This window comes from Aeromicrobium sp. (assembly GCF_047606445.1).
Lineage (GTDB): Bacteria > Actinomycetota > Actinomycetes > Propionibacteriales > Nocardioidaceae > Aeromicrobium.
The window spans coordinates 1-22564 of the sequence record NZ_JASGEK010000062.1 but is presented as its reverse complement, the minus strand read 5'-3'; the positions used below and the strand labels follow the sequence as shown (position 1 = coordinate 22564).

General features: G+C 68.9%; 24 protein-coding genes and 1 tRNA gene. 13 read left to right on the top strand and 12 right to left on the bottom strand.

Translation table 11 applies throughout. The features are described from left to right. Positions 1-152: 152 nt before the first annotated feature. The 4 genes from QM621_RS11400 to QM621_RS11385 are packed head-to-tail and all read left to right on the top strand — an operon-like array spanning position 153 to position 4089. Entirely contained in the window at positions 153-1406 is a 1254-nt protein-coding gene (locus tag QM621_RS11400) for an ABC transporter permease subunit (RefSeq protein ID WP_414990502.1), read from the top strand. Between the two features lie 8 nt (positions 1407-1414). Further along, positions 1415-2410, top strand: a complete 996-nt coding sequence (locus QM621_RS11395; RefSeq protein ID WP_414990501.1) for a branched-chain amino acid ABC transporter permease — start codon at positions 1415-1417, stop codon at positions 2408-2410. Further along, positions 2400-3314 carry an ABC transporter ATP-binding protein gene (locus tag QM621_RS11390; protein ID WP_414990500.1) on the top strand — a complete coding sequence of 305 codons (915 nt, stop codon included), beginning with the start codon at positions 2400-2402 and terminating at the stop codon, positions 3312-3314. Before QM621_RS11395 ends, QM621_RS11390 begins: the two co-directional genes overlap by 11 nt. Then, positions 3307-4089 carry an ABC transporter ATP-binding protein gene (locus QM621_RS11385; protein ID WP_414990499.1) on the top strand — a complete coding sequence of 261 codons (783 nt, stop codon included), beginning with the start codon at positions 3307-3309 and terminating at the stop codon, positions 4087-4089. The genes QM621_RS11390 and QM621_RS11385 overlap by 8 nt, the downstream gene beginning before the upstream one ends. A 150-nt stretch (positions 4090-4239) precedes the next feature. Here the strand turns inward: QM621_RS11385 and QM621_RS11380 are convergent, their stop codons facing one another. Both QM621_RS11380 and QM621_RS11375 read right to left on the bottom strand, forming a co-directional pair. Continuing rightward, on the bottom strand, positions 4240-5592 hold the full coding sequence (locus QM621_RS11380) for an ABC transporter substrate-binding protein (RefSeq protein ID WP_414990498.1): 1353 nt from the start codon (positions 5590-5592) through the stop codon (positions 4240-4242). A gap of 121 nt (positions 5593-5713) precedes the next feature. Next, complete coding sequence (locus QM621_RS11375) at positions 5714-6322, bottom strand: ANTAR domain-containing response regulator (RefSeq protein ID WP_414990497.1); 609 nt, start codon at positions 6320-6322, stop codon at positions 5714-5716. A 32-nt stretch (positions 6323-6354) separates the two neighbouring features. Here QM621_RS11375 and QM621_RS11370 point away from each other — a divergent pair. Beyond that, positions 6355-6440: transfer RNA gene (locus QM621_RS11370), tRNA-Leu, on the top strand. A gap of 293 nt (positions 6441-6733) precedes the next feature. Here the strand turns inward: QM621_RS11370 and QM621_RS11365 are convergent. The 7 genes from QM621_RS11365 to QM621_RS11335 all read right to left on the bottom strand — a co-directional run bounded on the left by QM621_RS11365 (position 6734) and on the right by QM621_RS11335 (position 10821). After that, positions 6734-6868, bottom strand: coding sequence for a hypothetical protein (locus QM621_RS11365; RefSeq protein WP_414990496.1), 135 nt, complete (start codon positions 6866-6868; stop codon positions 6734-6736). A 6-nt stretch (positions 6869-6874) separates the two neighbouring features. Then, the gene (locus QM621_RS11360) at positions 6875-7057 is read right to left on the bottom strand and encodes a hypothetical protein (RefSeq protein WP_414990495.1); all 183 of its coding nucleotides are present in this window, start codon (positions 7055-7057) and stop codon (positions 6875-6877) included. Between the two features lie 2 nt (positions 7058-7059). Continuing rightward, the gene (locus QM621_RS11355; protein WP_414990494.1) at positions 7060-7527 is read right to left on the bottom strand and encodes a hypothetical protein; all 468 of its coding nucleotides are present in this window, start codon (positions 7525-7527) and stop codon (positions 7060-7062) included. A 73-nt stretch (positions 7528-7600) separates the two neighbouring features. Continuing rightward, positions 7601-7792, bottom strand: a complete 192-nt coding sequence (locus QM621_RS11350) for a hypothetical protein (RefSeq protein WP_414990493.1) — start codon at positions 7790-7792, stop codon at positions 7601-7603. A 10-nt stretch (positions 7793-7802) separates the two neighbouring features. After that, positions 7803-8897, bottom strand: coding sequence for a glycine cleavage system aminomethyltransferase GcvT (gene gcvT, locus QM621_RS11345; RefSeq protein WP_414990492.1), 1095 nt, complete (start codon positions 8895-8897; stop codon positions 7803-7805). 5 nt (positions 8898-8902) lie between these two features. Then, on the bottom strand, positions 8903-9490 hold the full coding sequence (locus QM621_RS11340; RefSeq protein WP_414990491.1) for an HNH endonuclease: 588 nt from the start codon (positions 9488-9490) through the stop codon (positions 8903-8905). A gap of 131 nt (positions 9491-9621) precedes the next feature. Then, complete coding sequence (locus QM621_RS11335; protein ID WP_414990490.1) at positions 9622-10821, bottom strand: AAA family ATPase; 1200 nt, start codon at positions 10819-10821, stop codon at positions 9622-9624. A 214-nt stretch (positions 10822-11035) separates the two neighbouring features. Between QM621_RS11335 and QM621_RS11330 the strand changes: the two genes are divergently transcribed. Next, positions 11036-12493 carry a leucyl aminopeptidase gene (locus QM621_RS11330; RefSeq protein ID WP_414990489.1) on the top strand — a complete coding sequence of 486 codons (1458 nt, stop codon included), beginning with the start codon at positions 11036-11038 and terminating at the stop codon, positions 12491-12493. 23 nt (positions 12494-12516) lie between these two features. On the opposite strand, the gene QM621_RS11325 is transcribed toward QM621_RS11330, so the two are convergent. Then, on the bottom strand, positions 12517-13086 hold the full coding sequence (locus QM621_RS11325) for a hypothetical protein (RefSeq protein WP_414990488.1): 570 nt from the start codon (positions 13084-13086) through the stop codon (positions 12517-12519). A gap of 157 nt (positions 13087-13243) precedes the next feature. On the opposite strand from QM621_RS11325, the gene lpdA reads away from it, so the two are divergent. The 3 genes from lpdA to QM621_RS11310 are packed head-to-tail and all read left to right on the top strand — an operon-like array spanning position 13244 to position 17307. Further along, complete coding sequence (gene lpdA / locus QM621_RS11320) at positions 13244-14635, top strand: dihydrolipoyl dehydrogenase (protein WP_414990487.1); 1392 nt, start codon at positions 13244-13246, stop codon at positions 14633-14635. 20 nt (positions 14636-14655) lie between these two features. Then, on the top strand, positions 14656-16398 hold the full coding sequence (gene sucB / locus QM621_RS11315) for a 2-oxoglutarate dehydrogenase, E2 component, dihydrolipoamide succinyltransferase (protein ID WP_414990486.1): 1743 nt from the start codon (positions 14656-14658) through the stop codon (positions 16396-16398). Between the two features lie 3 nt (positions 16399-16401). Next, on the top strand, positions 16402-17307 hold the full coding sequence (locus tag QM621_RS11310) for a TIGR01777 family oxidoreductase (protein ID WP_414990485.1): 906 nt from the start codon (positions 16402-16404) through the stop codon (positions 17305-17307). 1 nt (position 17308) lies between these two features. Here the strand turns inward: QM621_RS11310 and QM621_RS11305 are convergent, their stop codons facing one another. Continuing rightward, positions 17309-17737, bottom strand: a complete 429-nt coding sequence (locus tag QM621_RS11305; RefSeq protein ID WP_414990484.1) for a hypothetical protein — start codon at positions 17735-17737, stop codon at positions 17309-17311. Between the two features lie 66 nt (positions 17738-17803). Between QM621_RS11305 and lipB the strand changes: the two genes are divergently transcribed. The 3 genes from lipB to QM621_RS11290 are packed head-to-tail and all read left to right on the top strand — an operon-like array spanning position 17804 to position 20221. Next, the gene (gene lipB / locus QM621_RS11300; protein ID WP_414990483.1) at positions 17804-18571 is read left to right on the top strand and encodes a lipoyl(octanoyl) transferase LipB; all 768 of its coding nucleotides are present in this window, start codon (positions 17804-17806) and stop codon (positions 18569-18571) included. Positions 18572-18594: 23 nt separating this feature from the next. Next, the gene (lipA, locus tag QM621_RS11295) at positions 18595-19503 is read left to right on the top strand and encodes a lipoyl synthase (protein ID WP_414990591.1); all 909 of its coding nucleotides are present in this window, start codon (positions 18595-18597) and stop codon (positions 19501-19503) included. 10 nt (positions 19504-19513) lie between these two features. Continuing rightward, positions 19514-20221, top strand: coding sequence for a DUF4191 domain-containing protein (locus QM621_RS11290; protein WP_414990482.1), 708 nt, complete (start codon positions 19514-19516; stop codon positions 20219-20221). On the opposite strand, the gene QM621_RS11285 is transcribed toward QM621_RS11290, so the two are convergent. Continuing rightward, on the bottom strand, positions 20222-20590 hold the full coding sequence (locus QM621_RS11285; protein WP_414990481.1) for an RDD family protein: 369 nt from the start codon (positions 20588-20590) through the stop codon (positions 20222-20224). Between the two features lie 201 nt (positions 20591-20791). Here QM621_RS11285 and glnA point away from each other — a divergent pair, with 201 nt between their 5' ends. Further along, positions 20792-22213: a type I glutamate--ammonia ligase gene (gene glnA / locus QM621_RS11280; RefSeq protein WP_414990480.1), complete on the top strand. Its 1422-nt coding sequence runs from the start codon at positions 20792-20794 to the stop codon at positions 22211-22213. Positions 22214-22564 lie beyond the last annotated feature (351 nt).

The following is a 22564-nucleotide window of genomic DNA, read 5'->3' as shown; positions in this document are numbered from 1 at the left end:
TCCCGGCGACCCACCGCCGCACTAAGCTCGCCCACGGCGTCACTCGGCGCCCGGGTTCTCACGGCCCGACGACGACTCAGGAGATCGGTGTGCACCGGAGACTTTCTGTCGCCTTCGCCTTGGCGTTCTCCCTCCTGCTGACCCTGGCGCCGATGGCCGCGTCCGCGACCACGACGCCCAGCCCCGCGGAGGACTACTCCGACACGGGTTACGCCATCAGCGTCGCGCTGGTCGACAGCGCGAACGCCGCCGACGGCGAACCCGCGCCGGTCGAAGGCGTGACCATCTCGGTCACCGACCAGAGCGGGGCGGAGATCGGCCGCGAGGAGACCGACGAGGACGGCAAGGTCGACATCCCGCTGCCCGGCAAGGGCACCTATGTGGTGCATCTCGACGCCGAGACGCTCCCGAAGGACGCCGAGCTCAGCGGCAGCGCGACCTCCGAGCCGCAGCGCGTGATGCTCAAGACGCCCAAGTCGGTGCAGTTCCAGATCGGCGTCGGGGAGGTGGAGAAGGACTCCTTCGCCTCCCGCTTCCAGACCAGCCTCATCTCGGGCGTGAAGTTCGGGCTCATCATCGCCCTGGCGGCGCTGGGCCTGTCGCTGATCTTCGGCACCACCGGGCTGACGAACTTCTCGCACGGCGAGCTCATCACCTTCGGCGCGATCATGACCTACGTGTTCAACCAGGGCTTCGGGCTCCCGGTGATCCTCGCCGGCGTGCTGGCGGTGGTCGCGGGCGCGGCCTTCGGCTGGGCGCAGGACGCGGCCCTCTGGAGGCCGCTGCGCCGTCGCGGCACGGGCGTCATCGCGATGATGATCGTCTCGATCGGCTTGGGCCTGTTGCTGCGCAACGTCTTCCAATACGCCTTCGGCGACTCGACCCGCTCCTACAGCGAGTACACGACCCAGCAGCGCCAGGACTACGGCTTCATCTCGCTCGCGCCGAAGGAGATCGGCATCATCGTCATCTCCGTCGCGGTCATCGCGCTGGTGTGCGTCGGACTGATGAAGACCCGTCTGGGCAAGGCCACCCGCGCCGTCTCGGACAACCCGGCGCTCTCGGCGTCCTCGGGCCTGCGCGTCGACGGCGTGATCCGGTCGGTCTGGGTGCTCGGCGCCGCGCTCAGCGCGCTCGCCGGCGTGCTGCTCGGCGTCAACAGCCAGGTCAACTTCCTCAGCGGCTACAAGCTGCTGCTCCTGGTCTTCGCCGCGGTCACCCTCGGCGGACTCGGCACGATCTGGGGCGCGCTGCTCGGCTCGCTCGTCATCGGGATCATGACCGAGGTCGGGCCGCTGTTCGGCGTGCCGGGCTCCATCAAGGAGGTCGGCGCCCTCGTCGTGCTCATCGTCGTCCTGCTCGTCCGACCCCAGGGCATCCTCGGCCGCAAGCAGAGGATCGGATAGGGAGCGTCATGAACTTCGGAACCTTGATCGACGCCGCGTTCTCGGCGGCCCTCGGCCCCGAGGCGATCGTCCTCGCCCTCGCGGCCATCGGACTCAACGTGCATTTCGGCTACACCGGCCTGCTGAACTTCGGCCAGGCGGGCTTCATGGCCGTCGGCGCCTTCGGCCTGGCGGTCAGCGTCGTCACGCTCGACCTGCCGTTCTGGGTCGGCATCGCCGTCGCGCTGCTCATGCCGGTGCTGCTGGCGCTGCTGCTCGGCATGCCGACGCTGCGCCTGCGCGCCGACTACCTCGCCATCGCGACGATCGCGACGGCCGAGCTGCTGCGACTCATCTTCGGCGCGGTCGAGACCAAGGACGTCTTCGGCGGCTCCAACGGCCTGACCGGCTACGCCAAGACCTACCAGGACCTCAACCCCTACACCGGCAAACTCGACTTCGGGCTGTTCTCCTTCAGCCGGGGCGACCTCTGGTCGGTGACCGTCGGCTGGTCGCTCGTCGCGATCTGCTGCCTCCTGGTGTGGGCGCTCATGCGCAGCCCCTGGGGCCGCGTGCTGAAAGCGATCCGCGAGGACGAGGACGCCGTGCGCTCGCTCGGCAAGAACGTCTTCGCCTACAAGATGCAGGCGCTGATCCTCGGCGGCGTGTTCGGCGGTCTGGCCGGCGTCTTCCTAGCCCTCAAGCAGGCGTCGGCCGTCCCGTCGGACTACTCGACGAACATCACCTTCTACGCCTACACCGCCCTGTTGATCGGCGGCGCGGCCCGCGTCCTCGGCCCCGTGGTCGGCGCGATGATCTTCTGGTTCCTTTTAGCGGGGTTCGGCTCGTTCTTCAACCAGGCGACCGATCCCGCGACCGCCTTCCTGCCGACCTGGCTGATGGACGAGAACCAGGCCTCCGTCACCCGATTCATCATGGTCGGCGTCGGACTCATGCTGCTGATGATCTTCCGACCCCAGGGGATCTTCGGCGATCGAAGGGAGATCGCGATCGATGCCCGCTGACACCTCCTCCCCCGCCGTCCAGGCGCTCGCGGACGTGCCGTCCGACCCGGGAGCGGCCAAGCCCGACCCCATCGTGGTCGGGAGCAACATCACCCGCCAGTTCGGCGGCCTCAAAGCCGTCGACGTCGAGCACATCGAGATCCAGCGCGGCGTCATCACCGCGCTGATCGGACCGAACGGCGCGGGCAAGACCACGCTGTTCAATCTGCTCACCGGCTTCGACTCCCCCGACGAGGGCGAGTGGTCGTTCAACGACCACTCGCTCCAGGGCGTGCCCGCCTACAAGGTGGCCCGACTCGGCATGGTCCGCACCTTCCAGCTGACGAAGGTGCTCTCCAAGCTGACCGTCATCGAGAACATGCGCATGGCCGCCGTCGGCCAACGCGGCGAACGGTTCTGGTCGGCTCCCTTCAGCAGGCTGTGGAAGGCACAGGAGGACGCGAACACGGTGCGCGCCGACGAGTTGCTGGCCCGGTTCAAACTCGACGCCAAGCGCGAGGACTTCGCCGGGTCGCTGTCCGGCGGCCAACGCAAGCTGTTGGAGATGGCCCGCGCGCTCATGGTCGACCCCGAGCTGATCATGCTCGACGAGCCGATGGCCGGCGTGAACCCGGCGCTCAAGCAGTCGCTGCTCGGCCATGTGAAGTCGCTGCGCGACGAAGGCCGGTCGGTGCTGTTCGTCGAGCACGACATGGACATGGTGCGCGACATCTCCGACTGGGTCATCGTCATGGCCCAGGGGCAGATCGTCGCCGAGGGCCGACCACACGAGATCATGGCCGACCAGCGCGTCATCGACGCCTATCTCGGCGCCCATCACGACACCGACCTCAGCGACCTCGACGAGGACAAGCTCGCACGCGAGGCCGAGTCCGCACTGGAGGAGGAGACCGCCGATGAGTGAGACCACCTCGCCGGAACGCGCGGCGCATCAGGCCGCCTCGCAGGACGCGATTCTGCGGGCCGACGCGGTGATCGGCGGATATCTGCCCGGCGTCGACATCCTCAACGGGGCCGATCTGTACTGCGACCCGGGCGAGCTCGTCGGCATCATCGGCCCGAACGGCGCGGGCAAGTCGACGCTGTTGAAGTCGCTCTTCGGCCTGGTCCAGGTGCGCGAGGGGAGCATCACCCTCCAGGGCGAGGAGATCACCAACCTGCGGGCCGACCAGCTGGTCGCCAAGGGGATCGGCTTCGTCCCGCAGACGAACAACGTCTTCCCCAGCCTGACCATCGAGGAGAACCTCGAGATGGGCTGCTATCTCGACCCGAAGAAGTTCCCCGAGCGCTTCGAGTTCGTCACCGACCTCTTCCCGCGCCTCGGCGAGCGTCGCAAGCAGCGGGCCGGCTCGCTCTCCGGCGGCGAGCGTCAGATGGTGGCGATGGGCCGCGCGCTCATGATGGAGCCGACCGTGCTGCTGCTCGACGAGCCCTCGGCGGGCCTGTCGCCCGTGCTGCAGGACGAGGTGTTCGTGCAGACCCGCAACATCAACCGCGCGGGCGTCTCGGTGGTCATGGTCGAGCAGAACGCCCGTCGCTGCCTGCAGATCTGCGACCGCGGCTACGTGCTCGACCACGGCCGCACGGCCTTCTCCGGCACCGGCAAGGCGCTGGCGAACGACCCCAAGGTCATCGCCCTCTACCTCGGCACCCTGGGCCAGGAGGAGGCGGCCAGCTAGGCGTCTCCCCCGCATCTCATGACGAGGCCCGCCCCCTGATCAGGGGGCGGGCCTCGTCATGTGTCGTGTCCGAGGGGGCTTGACCCCCACATGACAGCGGGGCCCCGGAACCGATTCCAGGTCCGGGGCCCCGCCTGTCCGGATCGACGATCAGATGTCGCCCTCGATGTAGTCCACCGAGGAGATCTTGTTCTTCTCGTCGTACTGGTAGATGCCGATCGACGCGGCGGTCGGGCTGCCGGTCGGACCGAGCTCGATCGGGCCGGAGATGCCGTCATAGTCGATGTCGGAGCCCTCGGCGAGCAGGTTGGCGCACTCGGCGAACGTGGTGCACTTCTCGCCACCCTCGGTGACCGCCGGGATCTGCTTGGCGATCTCGACGCCCGCGTCGCTCTTGGCTGCGAGCGCCGCCAGGGCGGACACGACCACGGCGTCGTAGGACTCGGCCGCGTAGGCGTAGTCCTTGAGATCGTCGTCGACCGTGGCGAGGCAGTCCTTGAACCCCGCGCCCGCCTCGGCGCCGGGGATGGTTCCCTTGGTGCCCTCGAGGGTTCCGTCGGGCAGCTCGGCCGTGTCGCCCTCGCCGTAGTTCGCGGTGTTGCCGTCGACGAAGTACGTGCTCACGTCGGCCGGGCCGACGCCGGACTGGATCAGCTGCGGAATGATCGTGGTGGTCTCCTCGAAGGCCACCAGGACGATCGCGTCGGGCTTGAGCGCAGCGACCTCGCTGACCTGCGAGTCGTAGGACTGCGCCTTCTCGCCGTAGAAGACGGTGCCGGCGACGGTCGAGCCGCCCTCGGTCACGCCCTTGGCGATCTCGGCCGCGAGGGTCTCGCCGTAGGCGTCCTGACGGGCGAGGATGGCGATGTTCTGCTTGCCGTCCTCGAGCAGCAGGTTCGCCATGACCGCGCCTTGCAGGATGTCCGACGGGGCGGTGCGGAAGTACAGGTCCTCGCCGTCGTAGGGGGCGTTGTCGAAGCCGGTCGAAGTGTTGGCGGGCGAGAACTGCACGACGCCGGCCGACAAGATCTTGTCGATGACGGTCATCGAGACGCCTGACGAGGCGGCGCCGACGATGACGTCGGAGCCGGCCTTGATGAGGTTGTCGGTCTCGGCCGGCGCGATGCCGGAGTCGGTGTCGCCCGAGTCGGCCTTCTCACCGACGACGTCCTCGCCGAAGACCCCCCCGGCACGGTTGATGTCGGCGATGGCCAGGTCGACGCCGGCGTACTCCGGCGGCCCGAGGTAGGCCAGGCTGCCGGTGGCCGGCAGCAGCGAGCCGATCGTCAAGACGCCGTCGCCGCCGCCGACGGTGGGCTCGGTCGCCTCGACCTGGGTGTCGTCGACCTCGCAGTTGTCGGGGTTGGGCGTGTCTGCAGCGTCGTCCTTGCTGTCGTCGCTGCCGCCACAGGCCGAGAGCACCAAGGCGCTCGCGGCGACGACGGCGGCGACACGGAACGTGTTCCTGCGCTTCATCAATCCTCCGGTTGTCTCGTGAGTCACGTCGCCGCTCCTATGGGCACGGCGACGCGGATGACCAGAACCTAACGCGTCGGTGTGTCATTCATGTCACGGAAGCCGCAGGATTGCCCGTTGTAGCCAATTTGTAATCTTCGTCACACCATCAGGTCGGCGTCTCGGAGCCCTTGTCGATCACTTGCTCGGCCACCTGGCGCATCGACAGCCGCAGGTCCATCGCCGACTTCTGGATCCATCGGAAGGACTCGGCCTCGCTGATGCCGTAGACGCCCTGCAGCACCGACTTGGCCCGCTCGACGGCCTTGCGGGTCTCGAGGCGCTCTCCCAGGTCCTCGACCTCGGCCTCCAGCGCCGCCATCTCAGCGAACCGACTGCGGGCCATCTCGATGGCGGGCGGCAGGTCGGACTGCTGGAACGGCTTGACCAGGTACGCCATGGCTCCCGCCTCGCGCGCCCGGTCGATCAGCTCGCGCTGGCTGAAGGCGGTCAGCAGCACGACGGGCGCGAGCCGCTGCCCGGCGATCCGCGAGGTCGCCTCGATGCCGTCGAGCTTCGGCATCTTGATGTCCATCAGCACCACGTCGGGAAGATGCTCCTCGACGAGCCGCACCGCCTGCTCTCCGTCGGAGGCCTGCGCGACGACGACGTAACCCTCCTCGGCCAACATCTCGGCCAGGTCGAGGCGGATCAGCGCCTCGTCCTCGGCGATGACCACACGGGTCGCGGGGGTCGAGGGTCTGTCGTCGTGAGGCACGTGAGAAGGTTATCTGGCTCGCTTTCGAGCAGGCCGAGATGGCGGAATGGTAGACGCGATGGTCTCAAAAACCATTGTCCTCACGGGCGTGCGGGTTCGAGTCCCGCTCTCGGCACCACTTCAGCAGCGGCGCGTCACCGTGACCCGAACCGCTGCTGCGCCGCCTGTCGGCTGGTTCCGAGGGCCGCGCCGATCACGGTCCACGAGTCACCCGCCTCTCGCGCGGCCACGGCCGCGCGGAGTTCTGCCTCAGCGTCGTTTCTATTCGTCGTGGGCGCGCTCATATGGATCACCCTCCTATCGGAGGCCGCATCGATGACGCTGTGATCACGGGCTGATTCGCTGCTCTCCACACATCCACGCTCAGGCGATCTGAGGTGAGGTGTCGAGTTCCCCTGACATCTCTTCCCCTCAGCTCGGTGATTCGCGTGGGACACGTCGGCTCCCGCGCGGGGTGAGGGCGAAGACGCCCGCCGCGGCGGCGGCCAGTTCGGGCAGCCCGAGCTTCTCGGCGAAGGCGAAGGCGAAGGCGAAGGCTCCGCCCAACGACTCCTAAGCCTGTTCGGCCACCGCCGGGTCCATCGCCGCCGAGACCGGGGCGTCGGCGAGCGCGTGATGGCAGATGAGCGCCGAGACGATGCCCAGGATCGCCACGCCGAGCGTGCCTCCGAACCCGTACAACGTCTCCTCCAAAGCCCCTGCGTTGCCGGCCTTCTCCTCCGGCGAGCCGGACATGATCATCGCCGAGACGACGGCGAGCGAGCCAGCGCCGACGAGGCCGAGCGCGACCAGCACCACCGCCAGGTCGAGGTGCTCGGCCCTCCGCCCCGGAACGAGCATGCCGACTCCGGCCAGCCCCCGGCGAGCACCGAGCGGACGCCGATCAGCCGGGCCAGCGGCGGCGCGGCCACCGACGCCAACGCCCCGGCCAGCGCGGTCGGAATAAGCCGGACGCCGACATCGATCAGCGACGCGTCGTCGATCAGTTGCAGCCACTGGGCGATCAGCAGGAAGGCCGCCATCATCGCGAACATCGTGGAGAAGGCCGCGAACACGCCCGCCGAGAACAGACGGCTGCGGAACAGCCGCAGGCCGAGCAGCGGGTGGTCGCGGCTCAGGCAGCGCGCCACGAACCAGACCAGCGCCACCATGCCGACGAGCGACAGCACTGCGGCGGGCGCGTCCCGCGCGCCCGGATTCGACACGCGCGACCCCAAATCACCCGCAACTCCCGACGCCCCACCATCAATCGCACACCAAATCGTTAGCGGCCGCGCCTTAAGCGCTCAGCGACATCGGGCCGTAGACCTCGGTGTCGCCGTCGAACAGACGCACCTGCGCCACGCCCTCGTCGGCGAGGTCGGGGTAGGCCTCGCCAATCCACGACTCGGCTTCGCCGCGCGCGTCGAAGGTCTCCGAACGACCGACGGTCTGGCAGTCGGCGTCCTCATAGGTCCAGCTCCAGCTCATCGTTTCTCCTTCAGGACTCGGTGGTCGACGGGGTGACGAACGGCGGCTTCGTCACCGTGAACGGCTCGGTGCGACGGCGCACGTCGACCTGGACGGTCTGACCGTCGGGGATCTGCCGGTCGAGCAGCGCCAGGCCGATCCCCTGCTTGAGGGTCGGCGAGAAGGTCCCGGAGGTGACCTCCCCGACCACCTCGCCGCCCGAGTCGCGCACCGTCATGCCGGGTCGCGGGATGCCGCGCCCCTCGGCGACGAGGCCGCGCAGCACGCGTCCGCTCTTCTCAGCGCGCTGGTGTTCCAAGGCCTCCTTGCCCCAGAACTCCGGCTTGTCCCAGCCGACCGTCCACGACGAGCCCGCCATGACCGGGCTGATCTCGGCCGACAGGTCCTGGCCGTGCAGCGGATAACCCATCTCAGTGCGCAGGGTGTCGCGGGCGCCGAGGCCGCAGGGGGCGATGCCGTGGTCGGCGCCGGCCGCCAGCACGGCGTCCCAGACAGCGGGAGCGGCCTCGGCCGCCACGACCAGCTCATAGCCGCGCTCGCCGGTGTAGCCGGTGCGGCACACGGTCAGCTCGGTTCCGTCGAACACGCCGGTGGAGAACGACATGTAGTCGTGGTCGACGGGCAGGCCGAGCTCCGTCAGCGCCTCCTCGCTGCGCGTGCCCTGCACGGCGATCACGGCGAAGTCTCGGTGCTGGTCGAGCACCTCGACGCCCTCCGGCGCGGCGGCGCGCAACAGCTCGACGACGGTGGCGGTGTTGACGGCGTTCGGGATGAGGAAGACCTCGTCGGGGCTCCGCAGATAGGCGATGAGGTCGTCGACAACGCCGCCGTCCTCGGCGCAGCACAGCGTGTACTGCGCTTGGCCGGGAGCGATCTTGCCGAGGTCGGCGGTCAAACAGGCGTTGACGAAATCGGCCGCGCCCGGACCGCGGACCAGCGCCTTGCCGAGGTGGCTGACGTCGAAGACACCCACGCCGTCACGGACCGCCGCGTGCTCGCCGAGGACGCCCCCGTACTCCAGCGGCATCTCCCAGCCGCCGAACTCGGCGAACTTCGCGCCGAGGGCGACATGGCGATCGTGCAGGGGCGAGCGCAGCAGATCCATGCCGGTCAACCTAGCCTGGCGACCATCTCACGTACCAGGTGACGCGCTAATCCCGAGAACTCGGCGTCCGGCCCGCAGAATTCATTCAACAGGTTCGTCTCTTGCGTCCAGCGCGCTTGATCTCCTGCTGCGAACGCCTGCTCCGCAGCAGAGATCACCGGCTGGATCACCTGTCGCACACGGGCGGTCATGATGCCTGAAAGCCTGTCACGGTCCAGCGCGAGCACCTCCACGGTACGCCGACCGCGTTCGGTGGCACCGACTACGCGCCACCTGCCACCGAGATCCAGGAAGACGAAATGCGGTGACGGGTCTTCCACCGTCGGGTCCACTATCGCGGCCCGCTCCAGGACCAACCATGGGAGCTGTCGAGGCGACAACATGCTGGCTCCAGGAAGAAGCGGCCACTCACTGCGCTTCTTGTTGTTGCAGGATCGACAAGCCGCGAGCAAATTGCGTTCCTCAAACGCGAGCCACCAGTACTTCTGCTTGGATTTCGGCCGGATGTGATCGATCTCAATCGCCGCATCGTCGAGGAGTCTTTCGCACCACCCGCACTTGTCGTGCTGTTCCTTTGTCAAAACATCGCGCATGGAAATCCATGCTTTCGAAGAAGCTGAGGAACTCACTGACTCCTGTGCCTCGTCGTCAGAACGCTCGTGAAGCCCCTCCGAAGCCGCGAGTAACTGCGGGGTGGGAACTATGGCTGACCGCTCGAGACGGATCATTCCCCGACAAGTCCCTTGCGTCCGGCCCAGGCGTCCTCGAGCAGCCGAGCGATCTCAGGATCAGGCTCCCTGCGCGCAGCGACCGCCCCCGCGTACGCACGTTCCATCGCGACGTACTCGTCAGTGGCCGCCCGTGGCACACCGAAGACAGCGTCGTAGATCTCGTCCGCATCGAGCGCCTGCAGACGCTCGTCTAGCACCTCGACGGACACATCGCCGCTCTCCCTGATCTCCAACACCTGGACCTCGCCCGGCTCCGCGCTACCGACGACGAGAGGCGAGTGGGTGGTCACGATGAACTGGCACTGAGGAAACACCTCGCGGAGCAGCGGGATAACGCTACGCTGCCACCGTGGATGCAGATGCGCCTCAAGTTCGTCGACCAGCACAATGGCGCGCAACGTCTCAGGCCTAGGGACCACGTGGTTCGCCAGCGTCGCCTGGACAAGGATCTCAAGCACGATCGTCAGCAAGGCCTGATAGCCGTCGCTCAAATCCTCCACCGCCACACGCGCTTGGTAGGTCTCCCCGTACAGCAACCCGAACCGATCCTGCTCGAGAAGTTGGGCATTAGTGGTGACGCCGCCGGAGCCACGCAACTCGACCGCGTCGACCAACGGAAACATTTTCTCTCCGGAGTCCAACTGACGCACGATCACATCCCGCACGACCTTAGCGAAAGCTCTTTTCTCGGGAACGGTCTTCAAATCAGCGAACGCATCATGGGCGAGAAGAGGAAGATTCGGGTCGAACAGACCACGCACCCGTTCCACCTCCCGATTCCCACTCTCAGGAAGCTCCCCAGGTTTCGCGATGCGACGCCGTGCGGAGAAAGCGACCATCAACGGCAGATCGGGGACATGTTCCCCCACCTCGTCGATGTAAGAGCCTGCGGTGTTCGCCACCGTCTTGCCGTAAAGAGCACGAGTCGACTCCGTCTCGACTTCCACTTCGATCAAGGCCTTCGATCCATCCGGCTCCCCCTGTCGACACATCAACCACGGAGTGGAGTTGAGCGCCGTGAGCGGCCTTGGATCCATCAGGCCGAGAACAATCGCCTGAAGGAGACTCGACTTGCCTGTGCCGTTTTCACCAACAAGGACGGTCCAGCCACCACCTGGTTTTTCGGGGCACCGTAGGTCCAGGTTGATCATGTCAAAGCACCGGTATCGCTCAACATGCAGTCGTCTCAGCACAGGTTGCTCCTCGGGGCGAGTGGTTCGACTGTAACTGTTGCAAGGTCGATGGGAGGAGAACACGGATGGATAACCTTCGGCCTGTCGGGGTTCAGTCGGTCGGTTCCGGCCTCGATGGGGACTGGGTCCTGCTTCGGCTTGGACACCCTGACCCACAGACCGACAAACACATCGAACGCCCGTCTCAGAGGATCACTCATTTAGAGTGGCGCCCATGGCCGCCCCCACTCGCCCGGATCTGCCCCCTGTCACCGCGAGCGCCGCCCAGCCGCTCACCGCCCAGGCCGACACGCTCGTGCTCGGCGTCCGCAACGACGACGACGCCGAGGGGGTGCGCGACGCCCTCGACCTGCTCGGCTTCACCGGCAAGAAGGACCAGGTCGTGGTCTTCCCCGCCGGCGACCGCGCCGCCGCGAAGGTGATCGTCGCCGTCGCGCTGCCCGACGAGCCGACCAGCGCCGATCTGCGCGCCGCCGCCGCTCGGGGGGTGCGCGCCGTCCCGAAGGGCGCGACCTCGGTGGCCGTCGCCCTCCACCCGGCCAGCATCGAGGAGTCGGCGGCCGTCGCCGAGGGCGTGCGCCTCGGCGCCTACCGGTACACGGCGTACCGCTCCGGCGACCAGGACGCCGCGCCCGTCGAGCACACGGTGCTGACCTCCTTCGCCCGGCAGAGCGCCACCGCCCCGGCGATCGACGAGGCCGCTCTGGTCGCCGACGCCGTCGCGCAGGCCCGCGACTGGGTCAACACCCCGCCGGTCGACCTGCGCCCGCCCGCCTTCGCCGAGCTGATCGATGCCCACGCCGACGACGACGTCAAAGTGCAGATCTGGGACGAGAAGCGGCTCGCGAGGGAGAACTGCGGCGGCATCCTCGGCGTCGGCCGGGGCTCGGAGGCTCCGCCCCGCCTCGTCACCCTGAGTTACTCCCCCAAGAGCGCCGAGCGGCATCTGGCCCTCGTCGGCAAGGGCATCACCTTCGACTCCGGCGGCCTGTCGATCAAGACCGGCACGGGCATGGCGACGATGAAGATCGACATGGCGGGCGCGGCGGCGGTCGTCGCGGCGACGCTCGCCATCGCCCGGCTCGGTCTGCCGGTCGCGGTCACCGCCTACGCCTGCCTGGCCGAGAACATGCCGAGCGGGTCGGCCACGCGTCCGGGCGACGTGTTGCGCACGCGCAGCGGCAAGACCGTCGAGGTGCTCAACACCGACGCGGAGGGACGCCTGGTGCTCGGCGACGGCCTCACGCTGGCCACGGAGGTCGACCCCGACCTGATCGTCGACGTCGCCACGCTGACCGGGGCCTGCATGGTCGCGCTCGGCGAGCGCACCAGCGGGATCTTCGGCAGCGATGACGAGACCGTCGAACGTCTCGCCAGCGCGGCGCGCACCGCGGGCGAGCCGATGTGGCCGCTGCCGATCCCCACCGAGATCGCCGCCGAGGTGACCACCTCGAAGGTCGCCGACCTGCGCCAGCACAATCCGAAGCCGTACGGCGGCGCGCTCTACGCGGCGGCCTTCCTGCGCGAGTTCGTCGGCAAGACCCCGTGGGCGCACCTCGACATCGCGGGTCCGTCGTTCAACACCGGCTCCCCCTACGACGAGATCCCCTCCGGCGGCACCGGCGTCGCCGTCCGCACCCTCGTCCAGCTCGCCAAGGACCTCCTCGCCTGACCCTCTCCGGGTCGCCAGGAAGGCTAGGAGAGGCCGAGGGCGCGGGCGGCGGACTCGACCTTGTCCCAGGTCTCGCGGGCGCCGCCATGACGGTCGGGGTGGGCACGGGCACGGGCCTGACGCAGCAGACCGGCCAAGTCCTCCCGGCTCGGGGCGTCGGGCAGCGGGTCGGAGCCGGCGATGACCTCCAGCGTCATCACCGCGATCTTCTCCGGCCCCGACAGCGACGAGGCCGGAGGCTGGGTGACCGTCGCCCGCTGACCGCCCCCGGCGCGCTGGCGCTGGTCGTAATCGCGCATCCGCTGCGGATAGCCCACACGGTTCGTGTCGTAGACGGGGATCTCCAGCTTGCGGGCCAGGTCGGCGGCGGCCTGCGGCGAGGCGACGCGGCGGCGCGTCCACTCCCCGTCGGCGGCCACTAGCAGCAGCGTCGTCTGGGTGACCGAGGTGGCCGGCTCGACGAAGGCCTCGACGCCGGTCCGCGACCGCGCGAACTCGCGCAGATGCTCGACGTCGCGCTTGTCCGCCGCGCGGTCCGACACGGCGGCGCCGCCGTCGGTCCGTGTCGCCTTGCGCCTCTTCCACCAACCCATGGCACACAGTGTGCCCGATCCCCCTCCGATAAGTGACCGGAGAGTAGCCCGACACGGGCCAGCCCTGCCGCACACGGCGACCGGCCAGGTGCGAAGATGACCGAGGGTGCATGAGACGCATCACCCACCCCCGACGACGCTCACAACGGAGGACATCGTGGCGGACGCCCCGAACGGACCTGGCACCTACGACATCGTGATCCTCGGCGGCGGCAGCGGCGGCTACGCCTGCGCCCTGCGCGCCACCCAACTGGGCCTGTCGGTGGCCCTCATCGAGAAGGCCAAGCTCGGCGGCACATGCCTGCACCACGGATGCATCCCGACCAAGGCGCTGCTGCACGCCGCCGAAGTCGCCGACGCCGCGCGCGAGGGGGCCGCCTTCGGCATCCAGACCCAGTTCGACGGCATCGACATGCACGGCGTCAACTCCTTCAAGTCCGGCGTCATCGACCGTCTCTACAAGGGCCTGCAGGGCCTCATCAAGTCCGCCGGCATCACGGTCGTCGAGGGCGAGGGCAAGCTCGTCGCCGCCGACACCGTCGAGGTGAACGGCGAGCGCTACACCGGCCGCAACACCGTGCTGGCCACCGGCTCCTACGCCCGCACCCTGCCCGGCCTGGAGATCGGCGGCCGCGTCATCACCAGCGACGAGGCGCTGCAGCTGGCCGAGGTGCCCGAGCGCGTTGTCATCATCGGCGGCTCGGTCATCGGCGTCGAGTTCGCGAGCGTCTGGAAGTCCTTCGGAGCCGACGTCACGATCATCGAGGCGCTGCCGAGCCTAGTCCCGTTGGAGGACCCGGCGCTGAGCAAGCAGCTCGAGCGCGCCTTCCGCAAGCGCAAAATCGCCTTCAAGACCGGCGTCCGGTTCTCCGGCGTGCAGCAGACCGAGACCGGCGTCGTGGTCTCGTTGGAGAACGGCGACACCATCGACACCGACCTGGTGCTCGTGGCCGTCGGCCGCGGTCCGCGCAGCGCGGGCCTCGGCTACGAGGAGGCCGGCGTCACGGTCGACCGCGGCTGGGTGCCCACCGACGAGCGTCTGCGCACCAACCTCCCGAACGTCTACGCCGTCGGCGACCTCGTGCCGGGCCTGCAGCTCGCGCACCGCGGCTTCGCGCACGGCATCTTCGTCGCCGAGGAGATCGCCGGGCTCAGCCCGCAGCCGGTCGTCGACTCGGGCATCCCGCGCGTCACCTACTGCGAGCCGGAGCTGGCCAGCGTCGGCATCACCGAGCCGCAGGCGCGCGAGCAGTTCGGCGACGACAACGTCGAGGTCGTCGAGTACAACCTCGGCGGCAACGGCAAGAGCCAGATCCTGCAGACTGCGGGCAGCGTCAAGCTGGTCCGAGAGAAGGACGGCCCCATCGTCGGCGTCCACATGATCGGCTCGCGTTTCGGCGAGCAGGTCGGCGAGGCCTCGCTGATGGTCAACTGGGAGGCCTACCCCGAGGACGTCGCCCAGTTCATCCACGCGCACCCGACGCAGAACGAGTCGCTCGGCGAGGCCGCCCTGGCCTTGGCCGGCAAGCCCCTCCACTCCCACGCCTGAGCCACGAAGGAACAGCGATCATGGCCACCGAAGTCACCCTGCCGGCGCTCGGCGAGAGCGTCACCGAGGGCACCGTCACCCAATGGCTCAAGGCGGTCGGCGACACCGTCGCCGTCGACGAGCCGCTGTTGGAGATCTCCACCGACAAGGTCGACACCGAGATCCCCTCCCCCGTCGCCGGCGTCCTGCTGGAGATCAAGGCCGAGGAGGACGAGGAGGTCGAGGTCGGCGCGGTGCTCGCCGTGATCGGCGACGCCTCCGAGGCGGGCGGTTCTGCGGCCCCCGCGGCCGAGCCCGCCGCCGCTGAACCGGCTCCCGAGCCCGAGCCGACCCCGGTCGTCGAGCCGGTGGCGGCCGCTGCGGAGCCGGAGCCCGCTCCCGCCGCCGAGGCCCCCGCTCCGTCGGGTCCGGTCAGCGGCACCCCGGTGACCCTGCCCGCGCTGGGTGAGAGCGTCACCGAGGGCACCGTCACCCAATGGCTCAAGGCCGTCGGCGACACCGTCGCCGTCGACGAGCCGCTGCTGGAGATCTCCACCGACAAGGTCGACACCGAGATCCCCTCCCCCGTCGCCGGCACGCTCCTGGAGATCAAGGCCGAGGAGGACGAGACCGTCGAGGTCGGCGCCGAGCTGGCGATCATCGGCTCGGCCGACGCCGCCCCGGCGGCCGCTCCCGCCGAGCCAACGCCCACGCCCGAACCGGCTCCGGAGCCCGCTCCCACGCCGGAACCGGCTCCTGAGCCGACCTCGGAGCCCGTGGCGACCTCGGCCCCCGAGCCCGTCGCCCCGGCGCAGCCCGCCGCCCCGAGCGACGGCTACGTCACGCCGATCGTGCGCAAGCTGGCCAAGGAGCACGGCGTCGACCTCGCCGACGTCACCGGCTCCGGCGTCGGCGGACGCATCCGCAAGGCCGATGTCCTGGAAGTCGCCGAACGGCAGAAGCAGGCGGCGCAGGCCGCTGAGGCCGCCGCTCCGACTCCGGTCACCGAAGTCGGGGCGGCAGCTGCCGCCCCGACTCCCGCGCCCGCCGCTCCCTCGCCGCTGCGCGGCAAGACCGAGCCGCTGTCGCGTCTGCGCACCACCATCGCGCGCCGCATGGTCGAGTCGCTGCAGGTCTCGGCGCAGTTGACGCAGGTGCACGAGGTCGACGTCACCGAGGTGGCGCGTCTGCGGGCCAAGCACAAGGACGCCTTCGCCGAGCGGGAGGGCGTCAAGCTGACCTTCCTGCCGTTCTTCGCCAAGGCGGCCGTCGAGGCGCTCAAGCTGTACCCGCAGGTCAACTCGGCGCTCGACCTGGACGCCGGCACCGTCACCTATCCGGCGGGCGAGCACCTGGGCGTCGCGGTCGACACCGACCGGGGCCTGCTGGTGCCGACCATCCGCGACGCCGGCGACCTGTCGATCGCGGGCCTGGCCCGTAAGATCGCCGACATCGCCGACCGCACGCGAGCCAACAAGATCGGTCCGGACGAGATCTCCGGCGCGACCTTCTCGATCAGCAACCTCGGCAGCAACGGCGCCCTCTTCGACACGCCGATCATCAACCAGCCGCAGGTCGCGATCCTCGGCGTCGGCAAGGTCGTCAAGCGTCCGGTCGTCATCACCGACGAGCAGGGCAACGACAGCATCGCGGTGCGCCAGACGGCCTACCTCGCGCTGACCTACGACCACCGCGTCATCGACGGCGCCGACGCGGGCCGTTTCCTGACGGCCATCCGCGAGCGTCTCGAGGCCGGAGCGTTCGAGGCCGAACTCGGGTCCTGACCGATGGCCGACAGCTCCCTGCGCGTCGTCGTCGGGGGCGCCTCCGGATTCCTCGGAGGCGCCCTCGTCGACGCTCTGCGCGGCCGCGGGCACACCGTCACCCGGCTCGTGCGCGGTCCGGCCACCGGAACCGGCACGTCCACCTGGGACCCGTCGGCTGGTCGGGTCGACCAACGGCTGATCGACGAGGCCGATGTGGTGGTCAACCTGTCCGGCGCGTCGATCCAGCGGTGGCCGCGCACGAAGTCGTACCGGCGCGAGATCCTGAGTTCGCGGTTGACGGCCACCGACACGCTCTCGCGCGCGGTCGGCCGGTCCGCCCAGCCCGCCGCCCTCCTGTCCGGGTCAGGCATGTCCTTCTACGGGACCGACCGTGGCGACACGCGGCTGCCGGAGTCGTCCACCCCCGGCGAGGGCTTCCTCCCGGAGGTCTCCCAGCAGTGGGAGGCGGCCACGGCGCCTGCCGTCGAGGCGGGAGCCCGGGTCTGCTTGCTGCGCACCTCGCTGGTGTTGGAGGAGTCCGGCGGGGCGCTCAAGCTGATGGCGATCCCGTTCCGCCGGTACGGCGGCGCGGTGCTCGGGTCGGGCGAGCAGTACATGTCGTACATCTCCCGGGTCGACTGGGTGCGCGCGGTGGTCCATCTGGCCGAGGGCGACGTCTCCGGCCCGGTCAACCTCGCCACCGCCGACCCCGTCACCAACCGGCAGTTCACCGACGAGCTGGCGCGCGCCGTCGACGCCAAGGCCTTCCTCAAGGCCCCCGCGCCGATCATCAAGGCGGCCCTCGGCGGCCTCGCCGACGACCTGCTCGGCTCGCTCCGCCTGGAGCCGATGGCGCTGTCGCAGTCCGGCTTCAGCTTCGAGGCCCCCGACCTCCCCACCACCCTCCAGCTGGGCTTGCGCCGCTGAGTCACTCGACCCCGGCATAGCGCCATTCGACGTCCGTCTGGCGCAGGAGGACGTCGCGTTCGGACCAGTCGTCACGGGGCAGCGGGACGCGGTCGCCGTGCTCGTCGACGGCGGCGGTCGGGGCGAGGCGGTCGACCACGCGCAGACGCGCCTCCCCCTCCCCGCGCCCGACCACCTCGCAGGAGCCGACGATCTGCATCGCCGTCTCCAGCCGGTATCCGCGCTCGGTCCAGGCCAGCAACGCGTCGACGTCGGGCTGAGCGGCCTGCTCGTCGACGTAGACCTGCTCCAACCGCTCGACCGACGCCGCCGCGTACGCCTGACTGCGCGCGTAGTCCAACTCCACCAGTTCCACACACTCCGGCCCGCCCGCCGAGGCGCCGACGAGCGAGACGACATAGGCCGCGAGGCCGATCCCCCAGGTATCCATGAGCGAAGCCTCGCCTGCCCGCCGCGATCTGACAACGCGCTCGTCCACAGGCGTACGCTGAAGCCCATGACGGAGCTCCTCATCCGCGGGGAATGGTTCGGCGACCAGGCCGTCGACTACCTCGACGCCTGGGAGTTGCAGCGCCGGTTGCTCGGCCAGCGGGCCGAGGGCGTGATCGGCGACACCGCGCTGCTGCTGGAGCACCCGCCGACGTACACAGCGGGCAAACGCACCGAGCCGCACGAACGGCCGGCGGACGGCACGCCGGTGATCGACGTCGACCGCGGCGGCAAGATCACCTTCCACGGCCCCGGCCAGCTCGTCGGCTATCCGATCACGAAGCTGCCCGACCACGTCTTCGTCGTCGACTACGTGCGGCGCGTCGAGGAGGCCCTGATCCGCACCGTGGCCGACCTCGGCGTCGAGGCCGGCCGCGTGCCGGGACGCTCCGGCGTCTGGCTCGCCGCAGGCCGAGGCCGTCCCGAGCGCAAGATCGCGGCCATCGGCATCCGGGTCGCGCGCGGCGTGACGATGCACGGTTTCAGCCTCAACGCGAACGTCGACCTGTCCTGGTACGACCGTTTCGTGCCCTGCGGCATCGCCGACGCGGGGGTCACCTCGCTGTCGGCCGAACTCGGCCGCGACGTGACCGTCCAGGAGGCCGCCGCCGCCGTCCGCCCCCACCTGACCGAACTGCTGCGCTGGCAGCCCTACGGCCCCTCGCCCGACGTCGAGCGGGTCGAGGGGCCGTCGGTGCCGCTGCTCAGCCCTGTCGACCCCCGTCCGTCGCCGTCGGCCCGTGATCGCGGCCCGGGCGTACAGTGGACGGCGTGACGATCGCCCCGGACGGACGCAAAATGCTGCGGCTCGAGGTCCGCAACGCCGAGACCCCCATCGAGAAGAAGCCCGCGTGGATCAAAACCCGCGCGAAGATGGGCCCCGAGTACAACGAGCTGATGGGCTTGGTGAAGGGCGAGGGCCTGCACACCGTCTGCCAGGAGGCGGGCTGTCCGAACATCTTCGAGTGCTGGGAGGACCGCGAGGCGACCTTCCTCATCGGCGGCGAGCAGTGCACCCGGCGCTGCGACTTCTGCCAGATCGACACCGGCAAGCCGACCGACCTCGACCGCGACGAGCCGCGCCGCGTCGCCGAGAGCGTGCAGAAGATGCAGCTGCGCTACTCGACGATCACCGGCGTCGCGCGCGACGACCTCCCCGACGGCGGCGCCTGGCTGTACGCCGAGACGGTGCGGCAGATCCACGCCCTCAACCCCGACACGGGCGTGGAGAACCTGATCCCCGACTTCAATGGCAAGCCCGACCTGCTGACCGAGGTGTTCGAGTCGCGCCCGGAGGTGCTGGCGCACAACCTGGAGACGGTGCCGCGCATCTTCAAGCGCATCCGTCCGGCCTTCCGCTACGAGCGCTCGCTCGAGGTGCTGACGCAGGCCCGCGACTTCGGCCTCGTCACCAAGTCGAATCTGATCTTGGGCCTGGGCGAGACCCGCGAGGAGGTCTCCGAGGCGCTGCGCGACCTGCACGAGGCCGGCTGCGACCTCATCACGATCACCCAGTACCTGCGTCCCACGAAGCGCCACCACCCGGTCGAGCGGTGGGTCAAGCCCGAGGAGTTCGTGGAGTTGGCCGGCGAGGCGACCGAGATCGGCTTCGCCGGAGTGATGTCCGGGCCGTTGGTGCGCTCCTCGTACCGGGCCGGGCGTCTCTACCAACAGGCCGTCGAGGCGCGCCAGGCCGCGCCCGCCTAAACTGGGCCTTATGTCCTCAGGAGCTCCCGCCCCCGCCACCGGCCGTGTCGCGCAGATGCGTCAGGCCTACCAGATCACTAAGAAGGCCGACCCGAACATCGGTCTGATCCTGATCCTGTGGTTCCTCGTCGTGGGCGGGGCGATGGCCGCGCTCAACCTGTTGCTGTTCAGCCGCGGTTGGCTGGGCGTCACGCTGGCGGTCGTCTTCGGACTGCTGTCGGGCACGCTGGCCGCGCTGATCGTCTTCGGCCGTCGCGCCGAGCGGGCCGCCTACGCGCAGGTCGAGGGGCAGCCGGGCGCCGCCGCGAGCGCGCTGCAGATGCTGCGCCGCGGCTGGAACATCACGCCGATGGTCGCGTTCAACAAGAACCAGGACATCGTGCATCGGGCCATCGGCCGCTGTGGCGTCGTGCTGATCGGCGAGGGCAACCCGAACCGGGTCAAGAGCCTGTTGGCCGCCGAGAAGCGCAAGCACGCGCGGGTCGTCGGCGAGGAGGTGCCGGTCCACGAGATCGTCGTCGGCCGCGACGAGGGCCAGGTCCCGCTGCCCAAGCTGACCCGCACGCTCGGCCGTATGAAGAAGGACGTCAGCGCCGCCGAGCAGACGACAGCGATCAACAAGCTCAAGGCGCTCGACGCGATGCGTCCGGCCGCCCCGATGCCGCGCGGCCCGATGCCGACCAGCGCCAAGGCCGCCCGCAAGATGATGCGCGGCTGATCACGCCCGCACGACGCGGGAACCGGCCGCGAGGTCGTGCAGGCCCCGCTTGTCCTCGGTCATGACGAGGGCCGGAAGCACCAGGGTGACGATGGCCGAGCGCAGCAGCGCGCGCGGCAGGCCGATGGGCTGGCCTTCGCGGTTCTCCACGCGCAGTCCGCAGATCCGTTTGCCGATGGAGAAGCCGAGCAGTCCGGTGAGGATCGCCGCCTGGGCGATGTAGAAGGCCGTGATGACGAGGTTCTCGGTGACGTTCGCGGGCGGGAAGCTCACGCCGACGATGATGACGGCGCACATGCCGGCGACCACCCAGTCGATCATGATGGCCGCGCACCGGCGTCCGAGGGAGGGGGGTTCAGGGACGTCCACGGGGTCTGAGCCTAGCGAGACCTCCCGGCCCGGCCCGGCGCGAGGTCTGTCACGCGTGGCCCGGCTACATGTAACGTGGTCGAAACAAACCGTTGACGGTCGGGAAACTGCACGATTCTAGGTTGGACGCAGTCAAAGGCGATAGCGTCTGACCCGCGAAAACCGACAACCTGAGCCGCCCCCTGCGGCCGAGGAGGCCCCATGTTCGGCAATGCCGACGAGTTTTTCAAGTTCGTCAAGGACGAAGGCGTCGAGTACCTCGACGTCCGTTTCACCGATCTTCCCGGCATCCAGCAGCAGGTGACCCTGCCGGCCTGGACCTTCGACGCCGACGCGGCCGAGAACGGCGTCGCTTTCGACGGCTCGTCGATCCGCGGCTTCCAGAGCATCGACCAGTCCGACATGGTCCTGTTCCCCGACTTCGGCACCGCCTACGTCGACCCCTTCAAGGCGCGCAAGACCATCGCGATGGACTTCTTCGTCCACGACCCGATCACCGGCGAGGCGTACAGCCGCGACCCGCGCAACATCGCCCGCAAGGCCGAGGCGTACCTTGCGACCACCGGCATCGGCGACACGGCGTTCTTCGCTCCGGAGGCCGAGTTCTACATCTTCGATCGCGTCAACTACGGGACGAGCGCGAACAAGTCGTTCTACGAGATCACCTCGGCCGAGGCCGCCTGGTCGACCGGCGACGACCTCGCCGACAACCGCGGCTACAAGGTCCGTTACAAGGGCGGCTACTTCCCCGTCGCGCCGACCGACCAGACCGCCGACCTGCGCAACGACATGATGACGAACCTGGCCGCGTCCGGCCTGGTGCTCGAGCGCGGCCACCACGAGGTCGGCACCGCCGGCCAGGCCGAGATCAACTACAAGTTCGACACGCTGCTCAAGGCCGCCGACGACGTCATGAAGTTCAAGTACATCGTCCGCAACACCGCGTGGGCCAACGACAAGACGGTCACCTTCATGCCGAAGCCGATCTTCGGCGACAACGGCTCGGGCATGCACGTGCATCAGTCGATCTGGAACAACGGCGAGCCGCTGTTCTACGACGAGGCCGGCTACGGCGGCCTGTCGGACATCGCGCGCTACTACATCGGCGGCATCCTGAAGCACGCGCCGAGCCTGCTGGCGTTCACGAACCCGTCGGTGAACTCCTACCACCGCCTGGTGCCGGGCTTCGAGGCGCCGATCGCGCTGGTGTACTCCGCCCGTAACCGCTCGGCCTGTGTGCGCATCCCGATCACCGGCTCGAACGCGAAGGCCAAGCGCATCGAGTTCCGCTGCCCCGACCCGTCGAGCAACCCGTACCTGGCGTTCTCGGCGCTGCTGCTGGCCGGTCTGGACGGCATCAAGAACAAGATCGAGCCGGCCGCCCCGATCGACAAGAACATCTACGAGCTCCCCGCCGAGGAGTACGACGCCATCGACATGGTGCCGACCTCGCTCAACGCGGTCCTCGACAGCCTGGAGAGCGACCACGAGTTCCTGACGGCCGGCGGCGTCTTCACCCCCGACCTGATCGAGACGTGGATCGACTACAAGCGCAACGAGGAGATCCTCCCGATCCAGCTCCGCCCCCACCCGCACGAGTTCGAGCTGTACTACGACATCTGATCCGAGGGTTTTCACCCTCTGCCAGTGACTGTCAAAAACAGCCCCTGACCTGCGAAAACGTCTTTCAGCGTCTTCCAGCGTCAGGGGCTGTTTTTCGTTGGTGTGTGTAAAAAATGTGTAACAGGAGGCTTATTCAGGGAGCTGAAATAAAACCTCACGGCGTTTCACAATAAAAGACGGTCCGTTTCTTGAGGGAATTGGGTTACCAGACTCAAACTCACGAGAAACGAACCGTCGACATGAATCATACCACCGGACTGTACCGCGACGAGATCGAAGAGCTCTGCGCGATGATCCACCGGCAGACCGACCCCACGGAATGGGCATGGCCGCCGATCCTCGGGCTATTCG

What these genes read in the sequence shown, in the direction of transcription:
- QM621_RS11400 (WP_414990502.1), top strand. Translation starts at nt 153, where the DNA reads ATGGCCGCGTCCGCGACCACGACGCCCAGCCCCGCGGAGGACTACTCC.
- QM621_RS11340 (WP_414990491.1), bottom strand. Translation starts at nt 9,490, where the DNA reads ATGCGCGATGTTTTGACAAAGGAACAGCACGACAAGTGCGGGTGGTGC.
- lipB (WP_414990483.1), top strand. Translation starts at nt 17,804, where the DNA reads ATGACGGAGCTCCTCATCCGCGGGGAATGGTTCGGCGACCAGGCCGTC.
- QM621_RS11305 (WP_414990484.1), bottom strand. Translation starts at nt 17,737, where the DNA reads ATGGATACCTGGGGGATCGGCCTCGCGGCCTATGTCGTCTCGCTCGTC.
- QM621_RS11395 (WP_414990501.1), top strand. Translation starts at nt 1,415, where the DNA reads ATGAACTTCGGAACCTTGATCGACGCCGCGTTCTCGGCGGCCCTCGGC.
- QM621_RS11385 (WP_414990499.1), top strand. Translation starts at nt 3,307, where the DNA reads ATGAGTGAGACCACCTCGCCGGAACGCGCGGCGCATCAGGCCGCCTCG.
- gcvT (WP_414990492.1), bottom strand. Translation starts at nt 8,897, where the DNA reads ATGGATCTGCTGCGCTCGCCCCTGCACGATCGCCATGTCGCCCTCGGC.
- QM621_RS11350 (WP_414990493.1), bottom strand. Translation starts at nt 7,792, where the DNA reads ATGAGCTGGAGCTGGACCTATGAGGACGCCGACTGCCAGACCGTCGGT.
- glnA (WP_414990480.1), top strand. Translation starts at nt 20,792, where the DNA reads ATGTTCGGCAATGCCGACGAGTTTTTCAAGTTCGTCAAGGACGAAGGC.
- QM621_RS11290 (WP_414990482.1), top strand. Translation starts at nt 19,514, where the DNA reads ATGTCCTCAGGAGCTCCCGCCCCCGCCACCGGCCGTGTCGCGCAGATG.
- QM621_RS11330 (WP_414990489.1), top strand. Translation starts at nt 11,036, where the DNA reads ATGGCCGCCCCCACTCGCCCGGATCTGCCCCCTGTCACCGCGAGCGCC.
- QM621_RS11360 (WP_414990495.1), bottom strand. Translation starts at nt 7,057, where the DNA reads ATGTCCGGCTCGCCGGAGGAGAAGGCCGGCAACGCAGGGGCTTTGGAG.
- sucB (WP_414990486.1), top strand. Translation starts at nt 14,656, where the DNA reads ATGGCCACCGAAGTCACCCTGCCGGCGCTCGGCGAGAGCGTCACCGAG.
- QM621_RS11325 (WP_414990488.1), bottom strand. Translation starts at nt 13,086, where the DNA reads ATGGGTTGGTGGAAGAGGCGCAAGGCGACACGGACCGACGGCGGCGCC.
- QM621_RS11310 (WP_414990485.1), top strand. Translation starts at nt 16,402, where the DNA reads ATGGCCGACAGCTCCCTGCGCGTCGTCGTCGGGGGCGCCTCCGGATTC.
- QM621_RS11390 (WP_414990500.1), top strand. Translation starts at nt 2,400, where the DNA reads ATGCCCGCTGACACCTCCTCCCCCGCCGTCCAGGCGCTCGCGGACGTG.
- lipA (WP_414990591.1), top strand. Translation starts at nt 18,595, where the DNA reads ATGCTGCGGCTCGAGGTCCGCAACGCCGAGACCCCCATCGAGAAGAAG.